13 protein-coding genes are annotated in these 16,712 nt (G+C 61.1%); 5 read left to right on the plus strand and 8 right to left on the minus strand.

Annotated elements, in window-relative coordinates:
* The first annotated feature begins 136 nt into the window (after positions 1 to 136).
* The 3 genes from NPS29_RS15480 (at position 137) to NPS29_RS15490 (ending at position 3,180) form a co-directional block, all read left to right on the plus strand.
* Positions 137 to 1,315 (plus strand): sugar transporter, encoded by a 1,179-nt coding sequence (locus NPS29_RS15480; protein ID WP_274133613.1) that lies wholly within the window; start codon positions 137 to 139, stop codon positions 1,313 to 1,315.
* Positions 1,316 to 1,770: 455 nt separating this feature from the next.
* The gene (locus NPS29_RS15485) at positions 1,771 to 2,052 is read left to right on the plus strand and encodes a hypothetical protein (protein WP_274133614.1); all 282 of its coding nucleotides are present in this window, start codon (positions 1,771 to 1,773) and stop codon (positions 2,050 to 2,052) included.
* Between the two features lie 261 nt (positions 2,053 to 2,313).
* On the plus strand, positions 2,314 to 3,180 hold the full coding sequence (locus NPS29_RS15490; RefSeq protein ID WP_274133615.1) for an HPP family protein: 867 nt from the start codon (positions 2,314 to 2,316) through the stop codon (positions 3,178 to 3,180).
* A 168-nt stretch (positions 3,181 to 3,348) separates the two neighbouring features.
* Here the strand turns inward: NPS29_RS15490 and NPS29_RS15495 are convergent, their stop codons facing one another.
* Positions 3,349 to 4,212: a LysR family transcriptional regulator gene (locus NPS29_RS15495; protein ID WP_274133616.1), complete on the minus strand. Its 864-nt coding sequence runs from the start codon at positions 4,210 to 4,212 to the stop codon at positions 3,349 to 3,351.
* A 181-nt stretch (positions 4,213 to 4,393) separates the two neighbouring features.
* On the opposite strand from NPS29_RS15495, the gene NPS29_RS15500 reads away from it, so the two are divergent.
* Entirely contained in the window at positions 4,394 to 4,666 is a 273-nt protein-coding gene (locus NPS29_RS15500) for a hypothetical protein (protein WP_274133617.1), read from the plus strand.
* Between the two features lie 100 nt (positions 4,667 to 4,766).
* Here the strand turns inward: NPS29_RS15500 and NPS29_RS15505 are convergent, their stop codons facing one another.
* The 6 genes from NPS29_RS15505 to NPS29_RS15530 all read right to left on the minus strand — a co-directional run bounded on the left by NPS29_RS15505 (position 4,767) and on the right by NPS29_RS15530 (position 13,320).
* On the minus strand, positions 4,767 to 7,052 hold the full coding sequence (locus tag NPS29_RS15505; protein ID WP_274133618.1) for an Orn/Lys/Arg decarboxylase N-terminal domain-containing protein: 2,286 nt from the start codon (positions 7,050 to 7,052) through the stop codon (positions 4,767 to 4,769).
* Positions 7,049 to 8,473 (minus strand): putrescine-ornithine antiporter, encoded by a 1,425-nt coding sequence (gene potE / locus NPS29_RS15510; RefSeq protein WP_274133619.1) that lies wholly within the window; start codon positions 8,471 to 8,473, stop codon positions 7,049 to 7,051. Before potE ends, NPS29_RS15505 begins: the two co-directional genes overlap by 4 nt.
* Before the next feature lie 140 nt (positions 8,474 to 8,613).
* Positions 8,614 to 9,384, minus strand: coding sequence for a 5'/3'-nucleotidase SurE (gene surE / locus NPS29_RS15515; RefSeq protein WP_274133620.1), 771 nt, complete (start codon positions 9,382 to 9,384; stop codon positions 8,614 to 8,616).
* A gap of 21 nt (positions 9,385 to 9,405) precedes the next feature.
* On the minus strand, positions 9,406 to 10,242 hold the full coding sequence (gene ampE, locus NPS29_RS15520; RefSeq protein ID WP_274133621.1) for a regulatory signaling modulator protein AmpE: 837 nt from the start codon (positions 10,240 to 10,242) through the stop codon (positions 9,406 to 9,408).
* Between the two features lie 15 nt (positions 10,243 to 10,257).
* Entirely contained in the window at positions 10,258 to 10,806 is a 549-nt protein-coding gene (ampD, locus tag NPS29_RS15525; protein ID WP_274133622.1) for a 1,6-anhydro-N-acetylmuramyl-L-alanine amidase AmpD, read from the minus strand.
* Positions 10,807 to 11,088: 282 nt separating this feature from the next.
* Positions 11,089 to 13,320, minus strand: coding sequence for a DUF1631 domain-containing protein (locus NPS29_RS15530; protein WP_274133623.1), 2,232 nt, complete (start codon positions 13,318 to 13,320; stop codon positions 11,089 to 11,091).
* Positions 13,321 to 13,740: 420 nt separating this feature from the next.
* Here NPS29_RS15530 and nadC point away from each other — a divergent pair, with 420 nt between their 5' ends.
* A complete protein-coding gene (gene nadC, locus NPS29_RS15535; protein ID WP_274133624.1) occupies positions 13,741 to 14,589 on the plus strand; it encodes a carboxylating nicotinate-nucleotide diphosphorylase in 849 nt (282 codons plus the stop codon).
* 68 nt (positions 14,590 to 14,657) lie between these two features.
* On the opposite strand, the gene NPS29_RS15540 is transcribed toward nadC, so the two are convergent.
* On the minus strand, positions 14,658 to 16,562 hold the full coding sequence (locus tag NPS29_RS15540; protein WP_274133625.1) for an acyltransferase family protein: 1,905 nt from the start codon (positions 16,560 to 16,562) through the stop codon (positions 14,658 to 14,660).
* Between the last annotated feature and the right edge of the window lie 150 nt (positions 16,563 to 16,712).

Consider the following 16,712-nt stretch of genomic DNA (forward strand, 5'->3'; position numbering starts at 1 on the left):
CATACCCATAATAGCTTGCTGACTGCCTACACCGCCCAGGCCATGAGCCTCGTGCGGCGTTTCTGCTTGTCGGCGTTTTCATGGGCTGGGGCTCGATCCTGCTTTTCGATGTTTGCCCGAGGTTTGCGCTTTTTACATGAACACTACCGATGCTCGCACTGGAAGTTGGCTCAGCGTGATCGCGCTGGCCCTGGCGGCCTTCATCTTCAACACCACCGAATTCGTGCCGGTGGGGCTGCTCAGCGCCATTGGCCACAGTTTCGACATGACCACCGCGCAAGTGGGCCTGATGCTCACGGTATACGCCTGGATCGTGTCGCTGGCGTCGTTGCCGATGATGCTGATGACGCGCAACATCGAGCGGCGCAAGCTGCTGACCTTCGTGTTCCTGCTGTTCATTGCCAGCCACGTGATGTCCAGCGTGGCGTCGAGCTTCGGAATGCTGCTGGTCAGCCGGGTGGGCATCGCCCTGGCCCATGCGGTGTTCTGGTCGATCACCGCCTCCCTTGCAGTGCGTGTGGCGCCGGCGGGCAAGCAGGTGCAGGCACTGGGGCTGCTGGCCACCGGTACGTCCATGGCCATGGTGCTGGGTATCCCTCTGGGCCGGGTGCTGGGTGAGGCGCTGGGCTGGCGGACGACATTCCTCGCCATCGCCGTCGTGTCGGGGCTGACGGTGCTGATTCTGATCAAATCGCTGCCGCTGCTGCCCAGCCAGAATTCGGGGTCGCTGCGCAGTCTGCCGATGCTGTTCAAGCGTCCGGCGCTGGTGACGGTGTACGTACTGACTGCACTGGTCATCACCGCGCAGTTCACGGCCTACAGCTACATCGAACCTTTCGTGCAGGTCGTGGCGAAGATGAGCGGTGAAATGACCACCGTTATCCTGTTGCTGTTCGGTGGCGCCGGCCTGCTGGGCTCGGTGGCGTTCAGTCGCTTCAACAACCGCTATCCACGCGGCCTGCTGATCGCCGCCATTGGCGCGCTGACGGTGTGCCTGACCCTGCTGCTGCCGCTGTCGGGGAGCAGCTCGTGGATTTCGATCCTGAGCGTGGTGTGGGGCATGGCGATCATCTGCTTTGGCCTGGTGATGCAGGCCAAGGTATTGGCCCTGGCGCCAGACGCCACGGATGTCGCGATGTCGCTGTTCTCGGGGATCTACAACATCGGCATCGGCGGCGGCGCGCTGCTGGGCAGCATGGTCATCAGCCAGTTGGGCATCGCCAATATCGGCCTGGTGGGCGGCCTGGTGGCCCTCAGCGGCCTGGCGCTGGCGTGCCTGGCGTCGTATCGCTACGCCGAGAGCATCCGCGCCTGATTGGCGCAGCCTCTTCTGATCGTTCCCATGCGCCGCGTGGTAACGGCTCCTGCGACGCTCCGCGTCGCTGGACGCGGAGCGCCCTGGGCTGCATGCCCACGCAGAGCGTGGGCACGATCAACATCCTGCGCAACCATCATTCCCATCGATAACCAACATTCCGCCGATTGCCTTCCGCTCAAAATCCATGGGCGTACTATCACCTCACACCCAGACACGAACCGAGGGCAGGAAAAATGGTTATTCATCTTCTGACTTGCTTGTCACTGACAGCGCTGACCAGCTATGTCGTGGCCCTCAAACTTTTCGCTCTGACTCCGGTGCCAGTCACCGCAGACGAAACCAGCCATCGTGTCATGGCACGGGCTCGCTGATTACTTATCAGCCGCCCAAGTAGCTGAAACTTATCAGCACCTTTTACCCTTCTACTTTCTGTTTTTTGCGGAGCATTCGACATGGCCCGAGACGTCACCCTGCACGTTAGTTTTCCCAACTTTGGCACTAACTATTACTCACAACATGTCGTCGTCCGCAAAAACCGTCACAGCCTGATCGAGGACAAACGCTTCGACGCCTTCATGATGCCGGCCGCGGAACAGCACTTCAGTAACGAGGTGGTGGGCTTCAACGATCAGTTCCGTTTTCTGACTGACGCGCTGGCCATGCACCTGCTGGAAGTCGAAGACGCACGTCCTGCCAGAAGGGGCCGGCCATCGGCCCAGGCCCGCAGTCTGTAATTCAAAATTTCTTCGCCTGGATCGCCAAAAATCCGTGGGACGGCCGTTCAGTGCAAAATTATTGATGGATGACTGCATTAATTTGAATTTGCCTCACAGCGTGTTTCTGACCACAATCGCCGTGCTTCAAATGTGACCGGAAAGTTGCCGCAACAGCTTTCCACTGTCGCACTGCTGTTTTGAAACACTTGGCACATGCCCTCCCTGTGCAGGAGCTCAGTCGTTTGAGACGAGCTCCTTTTTTCGCCCTGGAAGATTCGATTGAAAACGCTTTTGCGCAGTTTCATCCCTCATTCACTCAATACCCACCCTGCTGAATGGTCCCGCGCGGCCATCGGCGCGTGCCTGGGTATCCTGCTCAGCGCCCTGTTGAGCCAGCAGTTGTTCGGCACCGATGCCACGCTGCATCTGCTCGGCCCACTGGGTGCGTCGGCGGTGCTGTTGTTCGCTGTATCGACCGGCGCGCTGGCCCAGCCGTGGTCGATCATCGGCAGTTATCTGATCGCTGCACTGGTCGCCCTGGCGAGTGTGCACATGCTCGGCAATACAGTCGCGGCGGCCAGTGTCGCGGTGCTGTCCTCGATCGTGGTCATGTGCATATTGCGCTGCCTGCATCCGCCGGGTGCTGCGATTGCCATCAGCATTGTCGTGTCGAAACACGATCTCTCGGCCCTTGGCCTGCACGTGTTGTTGCCGGTGATGTTCAACGCCGGTTGCCTGTTGCTGTTCGCTCTGGTCTACAACAACCTGACCCGCATGCGCTACCCCAGGGCGCAGGCCAAGCCGGCCGTTGCGGCTCAGGTGATCGAGCCTGCGCAGGCTGGCGCGCCTGTGCCGGGGAGTTTCAGCAGCGAGGATCTGGACAAGGCGCTGGATGAGGTCGGATCGTTTGTCGATGTGTCCCGCGCTGATCTTGAAAGCATCCTGCACAAGGCTGAAGACATCGCCCAGCACCGCAACCGCACTGACATCGACACACGGCAGGTCATTTCCCGCACCGCGCCCAGTCTGTCCCTCGAGCACTCGATGGCCGATGCGATGAAGCTGCTGAGCAAGCAAGGCAGCAAATACCTGCCGGTGCTCGACGCCGAGCGCAAGGTGGTCGGAATCATCAGCCTGGTGGATTGAAGCTTCACCGCGGCTTGCCGGCGTCGGCGCCCTCAAGATCGCCCCCGCGGGCAAGCCCGGCTGCTACGGATTGGCGGGGGACGCGGGACCGTAGCAGCACGGCTTGCCGGCGGGGGCGTATTTGAGATCGCTGTCGCCGGCAAGCCGGACTGCTACGGGTCTTCTATTTCAAATGAGCGGATCCCAGCGCTGGGACCAGTCGCCCTCTTGCTTGACGATATCGCGCAGCAGGTCACACGCCGGTTGCAGCGTGGGTGAGGGATTGTCCCGCGAGTAAATCAGATAAGTCGGATAGCTGAACTCCGGCGCCATCGGCACCCGCTCGACAATTCCGCGATCCAGGTAGGACTGCACCACTCGCGTGCGAAAGTAACCGGAGCCGCCATTGTCGAGGATGTACTGCAAGGCGAACGGCCCCAGGTTGAAGGCTACGGCGGCCTTGGATCTTTCCGGCATGGCATCGTCGTGTTGCCGACGAAACGCCGGACCCCAGTCGATGTAGACATAGGGCTCGGGCCGACCCACCACCTGCACCAGAATCAGTTTCTCTTCGAGCAACTCCTCGACCTGCACCCCGGGCCAGTAGGCCGGTTGATACACCAGGGCTGCATCCAGCACGCCGCGTTCGACATCCTTCATCAGCACGTCGTCATCCTTGACCTCGGCGTGCAGCGCGTGGTCCGGGATCACTCGCTTGATCTCGCGCACCCAACTAAGCAGCAGCGGGTTGCACAGGCTCATCTGCGCGCCGATACGCAGCACGTGGTGATAACCGTCGGGCAGCGGCAGGTCGCGCCGCGCGGCGTCCCAGGTCTGGACCAACTGGTTGGCGAACAGGATGAACGCCTCGCCGTCCGGGGTCAGCCGGGCGCCGGTCCGATTGCGCACGAACAGCTTGCAGTTCAGATGACTTTCCAGCTTCTGCACCCTGGCCGTGATGGCAGTCTGGGTAACGTGCAGCTGTTCGGCGGCCGCCATGAGGCTGCCCAGGCGGACGATTTCGAGAAAGGTACGGGCGAGGTCAATGTCCATCGATACGGCTCGGTGTCTGGCGTCGTGTGCCGCGCCATGGTAGCGCAGCAGCACCGTAGGCCGATGGAAAAGCAGGCAGGACTTTCATCGCCGGGGGTTTGCAGAAATGCGAAATCCGCTGTCTGATGCAGCAGGTTCGTACAGATAGCGAGCCACTTACCTACTTTCTGCGGAAAATCCTATGAAACACGCCCTGCTCACCGGCCTGCTCCTGACCGCTTTCGCCCTGCCCTTCGCGGCGTCTGCCAATGACGACAGCAACCAATGCCAGATGAACCTGAGCAAAGTCCGAGATGCAAAAGTCGCCCGGCCCAATTTGAGCGATGCCGTGAAGAGCGACGTCGACACCACCGTCCACCGCGCAGAATCGGCCTATGCCCGGCACAATGACGATGGTGCCAGGGAGTGCGTGGCATTGACGCAGCAGGCGTTGCAGAAGATTCAGGGTAATTGACGCGAGTCAATTACACCCCAGGCCCCCGTAGCAGCACGGCTTGCCGGCGGGGGCGATCTTGCGGACGCCCCCGCCGGCAAGCCGTGCTGCTACGGTTGAATCACTTCAAGACCAACAACCGATAAACCCCCGCCTCGTTCTCGATCCCGTGGGTGTCATGGGTGAACCCCGGGAATGACCGGTCGAAGCTCTCCAGCGCCCTCAGATACGCCAACAACGGCCCATCCGCAGGCCCTGCGTTTTCACCCGGCATCAACAGCGGAATGCCTGGCGGATAGGGCACGATGCCAGTGGCCGCAATGCGCCCGGCAGCCTCTTCCAGCGTGACCTGCTCGACCTCGTTCTTGACCAGTTTTTCGTACGCCTCCACCGGGCTGAATTCGGCCTTGGGCAGGGTGCCGAACGCCTGGGCCATGGCTGCGGTGGTCCGGGTTTTCTTCATGGCGGCGAAGATGTCCTGGGACAAATCCTTCAAGCCCATCCCCGCATAGCGCACCTGGTTGGCGGTCAGCAGGTCGGGCAGGCACAGTTCCAGTTCGAGGTTCAGGTCATAGTCGCGCTTGAAGTCCAGCAGGGCGTTGACCAGCGTGCCCCATTTGCCTTTGGTGATGCCGATGGAGAACAGGAACAGGATGGTGAAGTCCGTGGTTTTCTCCACGACAATGCCCTGGCGCCCCAGGTAGGCGCTGAGCACGCAGGCCGGGATGCCGAAGTCGAGCAGGTTGCCGTCGTCGCCCATGCCGGGGCTGAGGATCGACACCTTGATCGGGTCGAGCATGCAGTAGCTGTCTTCGATGTCGCCGAAGCCGTGCCAGACTTCGTTCGGGTGCAGTACCCAGCAGTTGGGATCGCTCTTGAGCCTGGCCGGATCGACCTCATGGAACGGCAGCGAGGTCGCGCCCACCTGCACACTCGGCGGCTGCCAGCAGGAGAAGAACCAGTCGTCATTGCTGAGCATTTCGCTCTGCATGCGCGAGATGACCTGGCGAAAGGCAATCGCTTCCTCGATGGATTCATTGGTCAGAATCTGCCCGCTGGGCGATTCCATCATCGCCGAACTCACATCGCATGAGGCCATGATCGCGTAGTTGGGCGATGTCGAGGCGTGCATCATGAACGACTCGTTGAAGCGACCGTGAGGGATCGGGTTGCGCCCGTTGCGCACGTGAATCATCGAAGCCTGGGACAACGCCGCCAGCAGCTTGTGGGTGGACTGGGTGGCGAACACCGTGGGCTTGGACGCATCGTGATCGTCCGGGCTGCCATGCATCGCGAAGCGATCCTTGTACAACGGGTTGAAGCGTGCGTAGCCGTACCAGGCCTCGTCGAAATGCAGGCGGTCAACGCTCTGCCCCAGCAGCTGTTCGACGCGGGTGACGTTGTAGGTCAGGCCGTCGTAGGTGGAGTTGGTGACGATGGCGTGCACCGGTGTCGGGTCGATGTGGCTCTTGACCAGCGGGTTGTTGGCGATGGCCGCCTTCACGCCCTCGGCGCTCAAGGTCTGCGGCAGGATCGGGCCGATGATGCCGAAGCGGTTGCGCGTGGGCACGAGGTAGGTCGGAATCGCCCCCGAGAGGGTCATCGCATGCTCGGCGGACTTGTGGCAGTTGCGATCGCACAGGGCGATCTGGTCCCGCGTGACGCTGGCCATCAGAATCACCCGGTTGGACATCGACGAGCCGTTGGTCACGTAGTAGGTGCGATGGGCGCCAAACACCTTGGCCGCATAGCGCTCGCCCTGGCCGATGGGGCCGCTGTGGTCGAGCAGCGAGCCCAGTTCGCCGACGGAAATCGACAGGTCCGAGCGCAACAGGTTTTCCCCGAAGAATTCGTAGAAGGCGCGCCCCGCCGTGCTCTTCAGAAACGCCGTACCACCGGCGTGCCCCGGCGTGTGCCAGGAATATTCGTAACTGCGGGCAAACTTGAGCAGCGCGCCGAACATCGGCGGCAACACCGCCTGACGATAACGCTCGATGGCGGCCATGATCCGCCCGCTCAGGAAGCGGCTGGTGTCTTCGGGCAGCCAGATGAAGTCATCGGCGTGCTGCATGACGATCAGCGGCACGCTGGAGGCGGTGCTGCGGTCGCTGATGAGGAACACCGGGACGCGGGTGTTGCGTTCGCGCAGCGCGGTGAGCAGGTCGATGCATTCCTGGTGGTCTTCGCTGGTGTCCATCTCCCAGCTCAGCAGCACGCACTGGACGGCCGGGTCAGTGCTCAGGATCGACTTGGCGTCGCTCAGGCTTTCCGAGGTCAACACGCTGATGGAGCGTTCTTCGACGTCACTGATGAGCTGGATCAGCGCCCGGCCAAAGACGCTGCGTTTGTCCGGCTGGTTGCAGACCAGCAGCGCCAGCATGCCGAGCAGGTGTCTGTATTCCGTCATGGGTGGGTCTCCAAGGTGGCCTGATTCACGCTGTTGAGAGGCAGGTTATTCACGGGGATAGGGTCCGCAGTGAGGTGCTGCGCCGCGACGGTCTGGGTCGGAACGCTGTTGTTGAGTGCCTCCAGTTTGATCAGGCGAGTGTTGACGAAGCCGAACAGCGTGTAGCCGACGATGGTCGCCACGCCGCCGAGCATCAGCGCCTGCTCGCCCGAACTGTAGAGCGCCAGATAGCTGTAAGCCGCCGCGATGTAGGCCACGATGTTGGTGATGAGTGCCTTGTCAGGCGGAACGTTGGACACCTTCTGCAGGGTCATCAGGGTCGCCATGGACAGGATGTACGGCACCAGGTTGGTCACCACCGCGAGGTTGACCAGGGTGTCGAACTGTTTGGCAAGGTCGGGGCTGATGGTCAGCAGGGCCATGGCGGTCTGCATCGCCAGCAGGATCAGCATGCTGATGATCGGCACGCCATGCTTGTTGGCCTTGGCGAAGATCGGCAGGAAGTAGCCGGTGTCCGCCGAACTCTTGAACACCTGCGCCACGGTGAATTGCCAGCCAAGCAGCGAACCGATGCACGCCAGCACCATCAGCCCCATGACGATGTTGCCGACCATGGGCGTGAACATCTTGGCGAACACCAGGCCGAAGGGTGCAGTGGAGGACACCAGTTCGGCGTTGTCGACGATGCCGGCGATCACGTTGGTGGACACGATGTAGATCACCGCCGCGCCCAGGGTGCCGCCCAGTACCGCGATGGGCACGTTCTTCTCGGGATTTTCCACCGCATCGCCGTTGGCGCACGCCGACTCCAGCCCTAGAAATGCCCACAGGGTGATCGCCACCGAGGCCCCGGCCGCTTCGAACCAGCTTTTGTCGTGGGGGTTCCAGCCAGCGGCGTACACGCTGCTGTCGAACCAGAACCAGCCGATGGTGGACACCAGAACCACCGGTGCAATGACGCCCCATACGGTGACTGAGCCGATCCGGCCGGTAATACTGGCACCGCCGAAGTTGGCGAATGTGGTAATCCACAACAGGGCGATAGTGGCCAGGCCTACTTGCAACGAATCAAGCTTGAGGCCAAATAGCGTCTGGATATAACCCACCGCCGTAATACTGATCGCCACGTTGGCGATCAATAACGACAGGCCATAGGTGTAGTTGGTGATGTAGTTCCCGGACTTGCCAAAGGTGTATTCGGCATAGCCGCCCATGCCGCCTGTCTTGCGGCTGAGCATGCCGCAGCGGGCAAAGGCGTAGGCCAGCGCCAGCGAGCCGGTGGCCGTTATCAGCCAGGAGAGGATCGAGATACCGCCGACTTCGGCGAGTTTGGTTGGCAACAACACAATGCCGGAACCCAACATGTTGACGGCCGTCAACATTGTCAGTTGTCCCACGCTCATTTTCTTTGCGACTGACATTCCGTTGCCTCTGCTGGATGAAGTGAGAGGCTTTTAGCTATAGCAAATGTTTCTCACTAATCAAGAAATGAGTGGCGCGCTGAATACTGTCAAAGCGCCACTTAATCAACTTGCAGAGACACTAGCCGGATATTAACGGGTCATTCGGTCAGATTGTTTTTCATCCGTTCGAATACACTCATATCGGTGCGCTCGAAGCGCAATGGCGTCACAGAGACCCCGCCATGGGTCACGACCCAAGTTTCGCTGTCATCGAAGTCCGGGCGGTCGTGGCGGTCGATATTCAGCCAGTAATAACCCTGCTCGCGCATGTCGGTGCGCTGGGTGATGTTCAGGCCGTCCATGCGGCCGATGCCCTGCCGGGTGATCTGCAGCGGTCCGGCCTGCTCGGGTTCGACATCCGGAAAGTTGATGTTCAGGCACACGTCCCCTGCCCATTGCATGCCAAGGACCTTGCGAATCACGTCGGGCGCCAGCGCACGGGCCGTGCCCCACTTCACCGCATCGCGGCGGCTGAAGAACTGGCTGAGGGCAATCGAGGGAATGCCCATCAGCAAGCCGGCCATGGCCGCACCGACGGTGCCGGAAAACATGGTTTCGACGCCCAGGTTCGCCCCCTTGTTGATGCCCGACAGCAGCAGTTGCGGCGGCTGCTTCATCAGCTCGCGCACACCGATGGCCACGCAGTCGGCTGGCGTACCGGACACCGAAAAGCGCCGCTCGCCACGGGCCTTCACCCGTAGCGGATGGTGCAGGCTCAGGGCGTGGGAAATGCCGCTCTGATCCTGATCCGGTGCCACTACCCACACTTCATCGGCCAGCTCACGGGCCACGGCTTCCAGTACCTCAAGGCCCGGGGCGTCGATGCCGTCGTCGTTGGTGATCAGGATTCGCTCGATCTTCGGGGGCATGCACATCTCCTCGGCTGGCAGTCAGACAAACAAGGTACACAACGCAAAACCGGCGTACCAGACGATGGCCGCGCGAATCAGCAATTCCCACAAGACATCCAGACTGTTCACACCTTCGACGCCGACAACCGGCGCCGGAACCTCGCCGGCCACGCAGCCCACCTTGGTAATCAGCTGCGAGGCGCTGATGTTCCAGTTGAGCAACTCACCGAGCATCACCCGGCTGACCGCGACGAAATTGCCCACCAGGGCAAAGCTTGCGGCGAGCAGGCGCACCGGCACCCAATCGAATGCATGGCGCAGTTGCATGGCGCGCTCCACCAGCGGCGCAGTCCTGCCATGCTCAGCGGCCAGTGCCAGCAGGCGATAGGCCAAGGCCGCGACCGGGCCCAGGAGGAAATACCAGAAAATCACGGCAAAGAAGCCCTGATACACCTGCCACAGCAAGTAGGTTTGCGCACCGCCGAGCAGTTGCTCTTCGTTCTCGGCCTGCACGCCCAGGTCACGCTCGGCGACCAGCACGGCCGCTTCCTGATCACCACGCCGGCAGGCATCGCGGAATGATCCCAGATTGGCCTTGATGTCCCCGCGTCCCAGGCTGTAGATCAGCACCAGCAGGTGAATCGGCAGCGCCAGCCAGCCATAGGCCACGGAGCCGACGATCCACAGCACCAGGGCTAGCACCAGCAACGGCAGCAGCACGATCAGGGACAGTATCCACCACGGCCGCTTTGCCGTACCTGGGTTCGACTCCAGCCGGCTCAGTTGGTACAGCCAAGGAGCGTCACGCTGAACACGCTGGCGCAGGGCGGAAAACTTCTCGATCCACACTGCCAACAGCAACACCAGAAAACTCATCACCTGCTCCTTGATTCAATCCTGTAAAGCCGAACGAAACCGTGCCCAGTCAAAGCATGGACCCGGATCGGTCTTGCGTCCCGGGGCGATGTCGCTGTGCCCGCAGATGCGCTGGTTGGTGATCGCGGGCCAGGCGGCCTGCAACTGCCGGGTCAGGGCGATCAGCGCATCGTATTGCGCGTCGGTGAAGGGCTGGTCATCGGTGCCTTCCAGCTCGATGCCGATGGAGAAATCGTTGCACGTCTCGCGCCCCTCGAACACCGAGACCCCGGCATGCCAGGCACGGTCCAGACAGGAGACGAACTGGGTCAGCTCGCCATCACGTTCGATCAGGAAATGTGCGGAAACCCGTAGCTCGGCGATGCCTTCAAAGTAGGGGTGTTCGGTGACGTCCAGGTGATTCCGGAAAAACTCCTGCACCTTGCCGGTCTTGAACTGCGCGGGCGGCAGGCTGATGTTATGGATCACCAGCAGCGAGATTTCCGCCTCGGGGCGGTCATTGAAATTGGGCGAAGGGCACGGATGCGCGCCGTGACACCAGCCCGTGGCAGGGTCCAATCGCATGGAGGGTCCTTAAAGCGTGAATCGACAGCGACCAGTATGCCCGCGATGGAGCGAGATGTGGCGGGCAATGGTGATCCGATGTTGCAAACCCGATCCACACGTAGCAGCACGGCTTGCCGGTGGGGGCGCCGGTAAGACCGCCGTCGCGGGCAAGCGCGCTCCTACAGGGGATTGAGGTGTTCATGCGATCCAAGAACAAGTAAACAACCCGTAGCAGCACGGCTTGCCGGCGGGGGCGTACTTGAGATCGCCCCGCGGGCAAGCCCTGCTGCTACAGGGGTTTTAGCCTTTGAGCTTGCGCAGGTTGCCCAGCACCGATTCAAGGGCGCGGTCGAACAGCAGCGAATCGTCCAGCACGCGGATAGTGCCGCGACGGAATTCGACGGCCAGGCCCATGCGGGTTTTTTCCAGCACTTTCATGCCCGTGCGGTTGACGAACACATAACGCCCGCTCGGCTCGACAATCGCCGCCAGCTTGCAGCGCAGCTTGTGGTCTTCGTCTTCCTGGATCTCGACCCAACTGCCCAGGCGCAGGGTATCGACTTGTTGCAGCCCGGCATCGTCGTCCGGCAAGTTCAACGAAGGCTCGCGCATCACCTGCTCACCTGGCGCAACCAGCACGATTTCTTCCACCACCGCCATCATCGACGGGCCGTCAGCGGGCTCCTGCGCCGTCTCGGCCTGTGGCGCTCGCGCAACGTTGTTGAACGCCTGCACATGCAGCGCTTCGAGCTGGCTGAAAAACTCGCTGGTGGCAAACGGATCGAACGCCGCGCTGCTCAGACCATCGCGCAGCGACTTGAGCAGGCCCGGCACCAGTTCCAGCAAGCGCTGACGGGCCTCGGGCTCCTCGTGGGGCTCGACGCTCCAGATCAGATCATCCATGGCCTGCAGCCCCGACTTCCACTCGGCCGACTGCTCGCCATGCTTGAGGCAGGTCAGCAGCAGCACCTTGCTCCAGGCCTCCTGCAGCAGGCGCACAACCACTTCAGGGAGCGTGCGGCCCAGCAGGCGATCATTGAGCGCCTGTTGCACCTGCTGACGCGCAAGCTCGGCCAGGGCACGGCCCTCTTCGGCATCGCGGGTGCGTTGCTCCAGCAGCTCACTGCGACGGCGCTCATCGCTGGTGAACGCCAGGAAATCCACCAGCAATTCGGTGAAGATCGCCGGATCGTCGACGAAGTCATGCAGCAACCGCTGCACGATCTGATCGATGCGCGAGTACAGCGAATCGCGCTGGCTGTCGTCGCGCCCTCCCCAACCGAGCGCTGCCGAAGCGATCTCGTTGAGCAGGCGCCGCGCAGGGTGGCTGCCACGGCTGAAGAAACTCTTGTCGATCACCGCGACCTTGAGCATCGGAATCTGCAACCGGCCAATCAGCGCGCGCAGGGAAGATGGCAGGTTACGGTCGTCGAGGATGAACTCGAACAGCATCGAGATGAGGTTGATGACGTCTTCATCCGTTGCACCGACGGTGCGGAACTTGCCGCTGCGCGCGCTCACGCGACCGATGAGCTGCTCGAGCTGCGCGCGCAGGTCGAAGTCATCCGGGGTTTCGGCGCGAGGCACGTATTGCTGCAGATGGGACAGCAGGCGCAGCAGGTCCTGACTGGAAATCGGCCGTGCTTCAGTGACGCTGTCCGGGCGCGGCGTGAGGTTGCCGCGCACATGCACCAGCAGCTCCTGCAAGGCGCCGAAGACTTCCTGCACGCTCTTGTCGAGCTTCTCGGCGGCCTGCACCAGCGCAGCGCTGTCGGCGCGCTGGGCTTCGGTTGCGGGCGCTGCGTCTGCCGAACGATCGGTAGAGCGGCGCGACGGCAACACTTTCAGATCCGGCAACACACCGGCGGAAATCAAAAGGTAATTGGCTTCTTCGTAAAGCTGATCGGCATTGCTCAGCGCGTACTTTTCGAAGAGCTTGAGAATGATCAGCTTGACCTTGATCTCGACGCCCAGATTGCGTCCGGCCTGCAAGAAGAAATCACACAGCAGGGTCGGCCCCAGGGGGTTGGTTTCGTCGGTCAGGCTCTGGGGAATCAACTCGTTCAGGCGCGTGGTCAACTGGCCCAGCGCGACACCGTCACGGTTCATGACCTTGGTGACCATGCTGTCCACGGCAACCGTGCGCTCCAGGTCATCGTTGTGAACCAGCGCCAGCTTGTCGAAGGAAACGGGGTCGCTGAGGATCGGCTCGGCGATCTCGTACTGGCCAAGGCGCAGGAAGGATTCGAAGAATTTGTCGAGGAAATTGCGCTCGATACTCTTTCGCTTCAGGCGCAAGTCGCGCATGGCTTCGAAGAAGATGCTCTGCTCGGCGTTGTTGCGCGCCCGATCCGCCATCTCGAAGAGGGTGTCATCGGCGTTGTCGAAGAGGGTCTGAAGGCTTTCCTTGAGCTGCTGGGCGGCCTTGTCGCGCACCTGCAGCAAAACGACGGGCAGCCGAGCGACAGGCGAGGCACCCGAATGATCGGAGCTCGTCTTGCTCAACGGCACCACTTTACTGTCGTTCTGCATCAAGGACTCCATTCATCAACCATCACTTACAACAGCCACTGCTTGCGCCACAACCTGAGACCAGTTGGAGGCAGGCTCCATCTGGACGGATCGCGAGTGTGTAGTCCCTGGGATATTACGGCATACGTCAAAACTATGACGTCAAGGCTATGACATCAACTGCGGGGCGAATTATCTTTGAAATGCCTTCCGCTCGCCAGCGGTCTCGTGGTCCGGGTCCCCAAAATGCATCGCTGCTACAAGCGTAGGCCCAGACGGAGCGGCACGTGCAGGGATAGACCGCGGAAATCGCGTTCTGTCGCATGAAACGGGAAAAAACCGACAAAATGCAGCACATCCCCTCAAATGGATGTTCCAGCGTGGGTGGGTTGGTACAGACGACTGCCTTATACTCCGGCGACTTAGTAAGTGGAGTCCGATATGCCGAATTTTCGTCTTGCCGCACTGACCGCAGAAATCGAAGCTAACGTACGCCGTGCGTTGCTCGAAGACATCGGCAGTGGTGACATCACCGCGCAACTGATCCCCGCCGAGCGCCTGGCCAAGGCCACCGTGATCTCCCGCGACGCCGCCGTGATCGCCGGCACCGCCTGGGTCGACAGTGTGTTCCGCCAGCTCGATCAGCGCGTGGCCGTGCATTGGCAAGTCGCCGACGGTGACCGTGTCCAGCCCAACCAGCCTCTGTTCCACCTCGAAGGCCCTGCACGCTCCCTGCTCACCGGCGAGCGCAGCGCGCTGAACTTCCTGCAGTTGCTCTCGGGCGTCGCCACTCGCTCGCAGCATTACGCTGACATGGTCGCCGACACCCAGGTCAAGCTCCTGGATACCCGCAAGACCCTTCCCGGCCTTCGCCTGGCGCAGAAATACGCCGTCACCTGCGGCGGCTGCCATAACCACCGCATCGGCCTGTTCGACGCCTTCCTGATCAAGGAAAACCACATCGCAGCCTGCGGCGGCATCGCCCAGGCCATCACCGCAGCCCACAAGATCGCCCCCGGCAAGCCGGTGGAAGTGGAAGTCGAAAGCCTGGACGAACTGAAACAGGCCCTGGACGGCGGCGCCGACATCATCATGCTCGACGAGCTGTCCCTGGACGACATGCGCGAAGCCGTACGCCTCACCGCTGGCCGCGCCAAACTCGAAGCCAGCGGCGGCGTCACCGATGCGACGTTGCGCACCATTGCCGAAACGGGCGTGGACTACATCTCGATCGGAACGCTGACCAAGGATGTGAAGGCGGTGGACCTGTCGATGCGGTTGAGCATCTGACCGGCACGGGTTGAGCCTGAAAACGAAAAACCCGCCGTAGCGGGTTTTTCTTCAATGGGAATGCGCGATCAACTTCCGTCAAACCCAGACAACAACTCCGGGTTGTCGCGCACGATCAACTTGCCGACCATGGACGAGCCGTGCACGTTCAGATGGTTATTGTCCCGGTAGAGCAACTGCGCATCCTTGACCATCGTGCAGTCATCGGCATTGCACAGGTACTGGCTCACCGGAATGTATTTCACGCGCACATCCCGCTTGGCCACATCGACCAGTTGGGCTTTGTAGGCATCGAGTTCCTTGCTGGCCTGCGCGAACGGAATCGAGCAATGACGGGTAGTGGTACCCACCCGGCTCACACAGTCTTGAGGGCCGAAGGGGAACCTCGGGACGTCATCGACCAGGTAAACCTCTTTGCCCAACGACTCCAGATATTCCACCGTTGAATACACTTCGGCTTCCAGAGTCGATCCTGCCGGAATCTCATCGATCCGCTGAATCCAGTGCATGGTGATCAGGACTTTCTTGATCGAGGGGTGATCTTTCACGAAATCAAAAATGTATTTGAATCGCGGATTGCTCAGATAAGGCGGACTCGACTGGATGTAGTAAGCGATCGTGTGCTGGTCCATGGCTTTTGCCAGGCCGACAAACAGATGTTCCCCATGACTGTCGCCAATGATCGCGACATCAACGTCCTTGCCTGCCCTGGACTGCATGCAGCGGGTGTAGATTTCATAAGTCTCAGATTGCGCCCGCACGCCTTCATCCGCACAGGGGTAGAAGTTGGCCTTCATGTAATCGAAGAACCTGGCATGCCCCATGTCCTGGGCCATCGGGCTCACTTGCCGCAGATTGAACAGCGTACCCCTGAATACCGAAATCCCCAGCGCTGCCACCATCACCATCATGACCGCCAGCACTGCGGCGTTGGTGTTGGTCCGGGACTTGCGCACCGGAGTTTCCACGACCTTGTAGGTGATCCACGCCAGCACCACAGACAGCGCCACCGCGCCTGCGCGATACCAGGGCTCGGCGAACTGGCTGGAGACGATGGTCGAGAACGACATGATCGGCCAATGCCACAGGTACAGCGGAAAGCTGATCAAACCGACCCACACCGCCAGCCTGTTCGACAGGATTTGCCGGTTGATCCAGGAGTTCCGGCCAGGCCCGATCAACAGCAGCGACGCACCCACGGGCAACAGCGCCCACAGGCCCGGGAAGGATCGGGTTTTGTCGATCAGCACCAGCCCCGCAGCCAGCAACAGCATCCCGCCGACAGCGCTGACCTCCTGGGTCCAGCGCAGACGATGGGCACTCATCCCCTTGCCTGCATGCAGATAGGCAAGGGCGCCGCCCAGCGCAAGCTCCCAGAACCTGATGAGCGGTGAATAGAACGCGGCCGTCGGATCGGTGCTGACCTTCACGGCACTCGCATAAAGCGACAACGCGATCAGGAGCGCGAAACCCCAGACCGCCACTTTCCTGCACCGAAAGCCCACCCACAGGGCGATCGGCCAGAACAGGTAGAACTGCTCTTCGATCCCCAGGCTCCACAAGTGAAGCAACGGTTTGGATTCAGCGGCGGTATCGAAATATCCAACTTCGCGCCAAAGGGCAATGTTGGAAATGAAACCGGCCCCGGCAAACACATGCTTGCCGAGCGCCTTCAACTCATCGTCGAACAACACATACCAGCCAACGATCAGACAGGCCGCCAGCACCAGCAACAGCGCCGGGAAGATCCGCCGGATCCTTCGCAGGTAGAACTTGAAGATGCTGAAAGTCCCGGACTCGAGTTCCTTGAGCAAGATGCCGGTAATCAAGTAACCCGAAATCACGAAGAAAACGTCAACGCCTATGAAGCCGCCGGGCAGCAATGCGGGAAACGCGTGATAGATGACAACGGAAAGAACGGCAATTGCCCGCAAGCCGTCAATGTCGGCCCGATATTTCTGATTGGTAAGCATCGCTTGTCTTGCAGATGAGGACGGCAAGGCAGACTGCCAAGCGGGTCGCGGTGAATGAGGGCGCCGAGTGTACCCGCGGCGCGGGCGCAGCGGCAATGAAACAGCAACGCATAGGCTTATTGCAGAGCGGCCCACGCCCTGCCGGGGTTG

The organism is Pseudomonas putida, assembly GCF_028682175.1.
GTDB lineage: Bacteria > Pseudomonadota > Gammaproteobacteria > Pseudomonadales > Pseudomonadaceae > Aquipseudomonas > Aquipseudomonas putida_AD.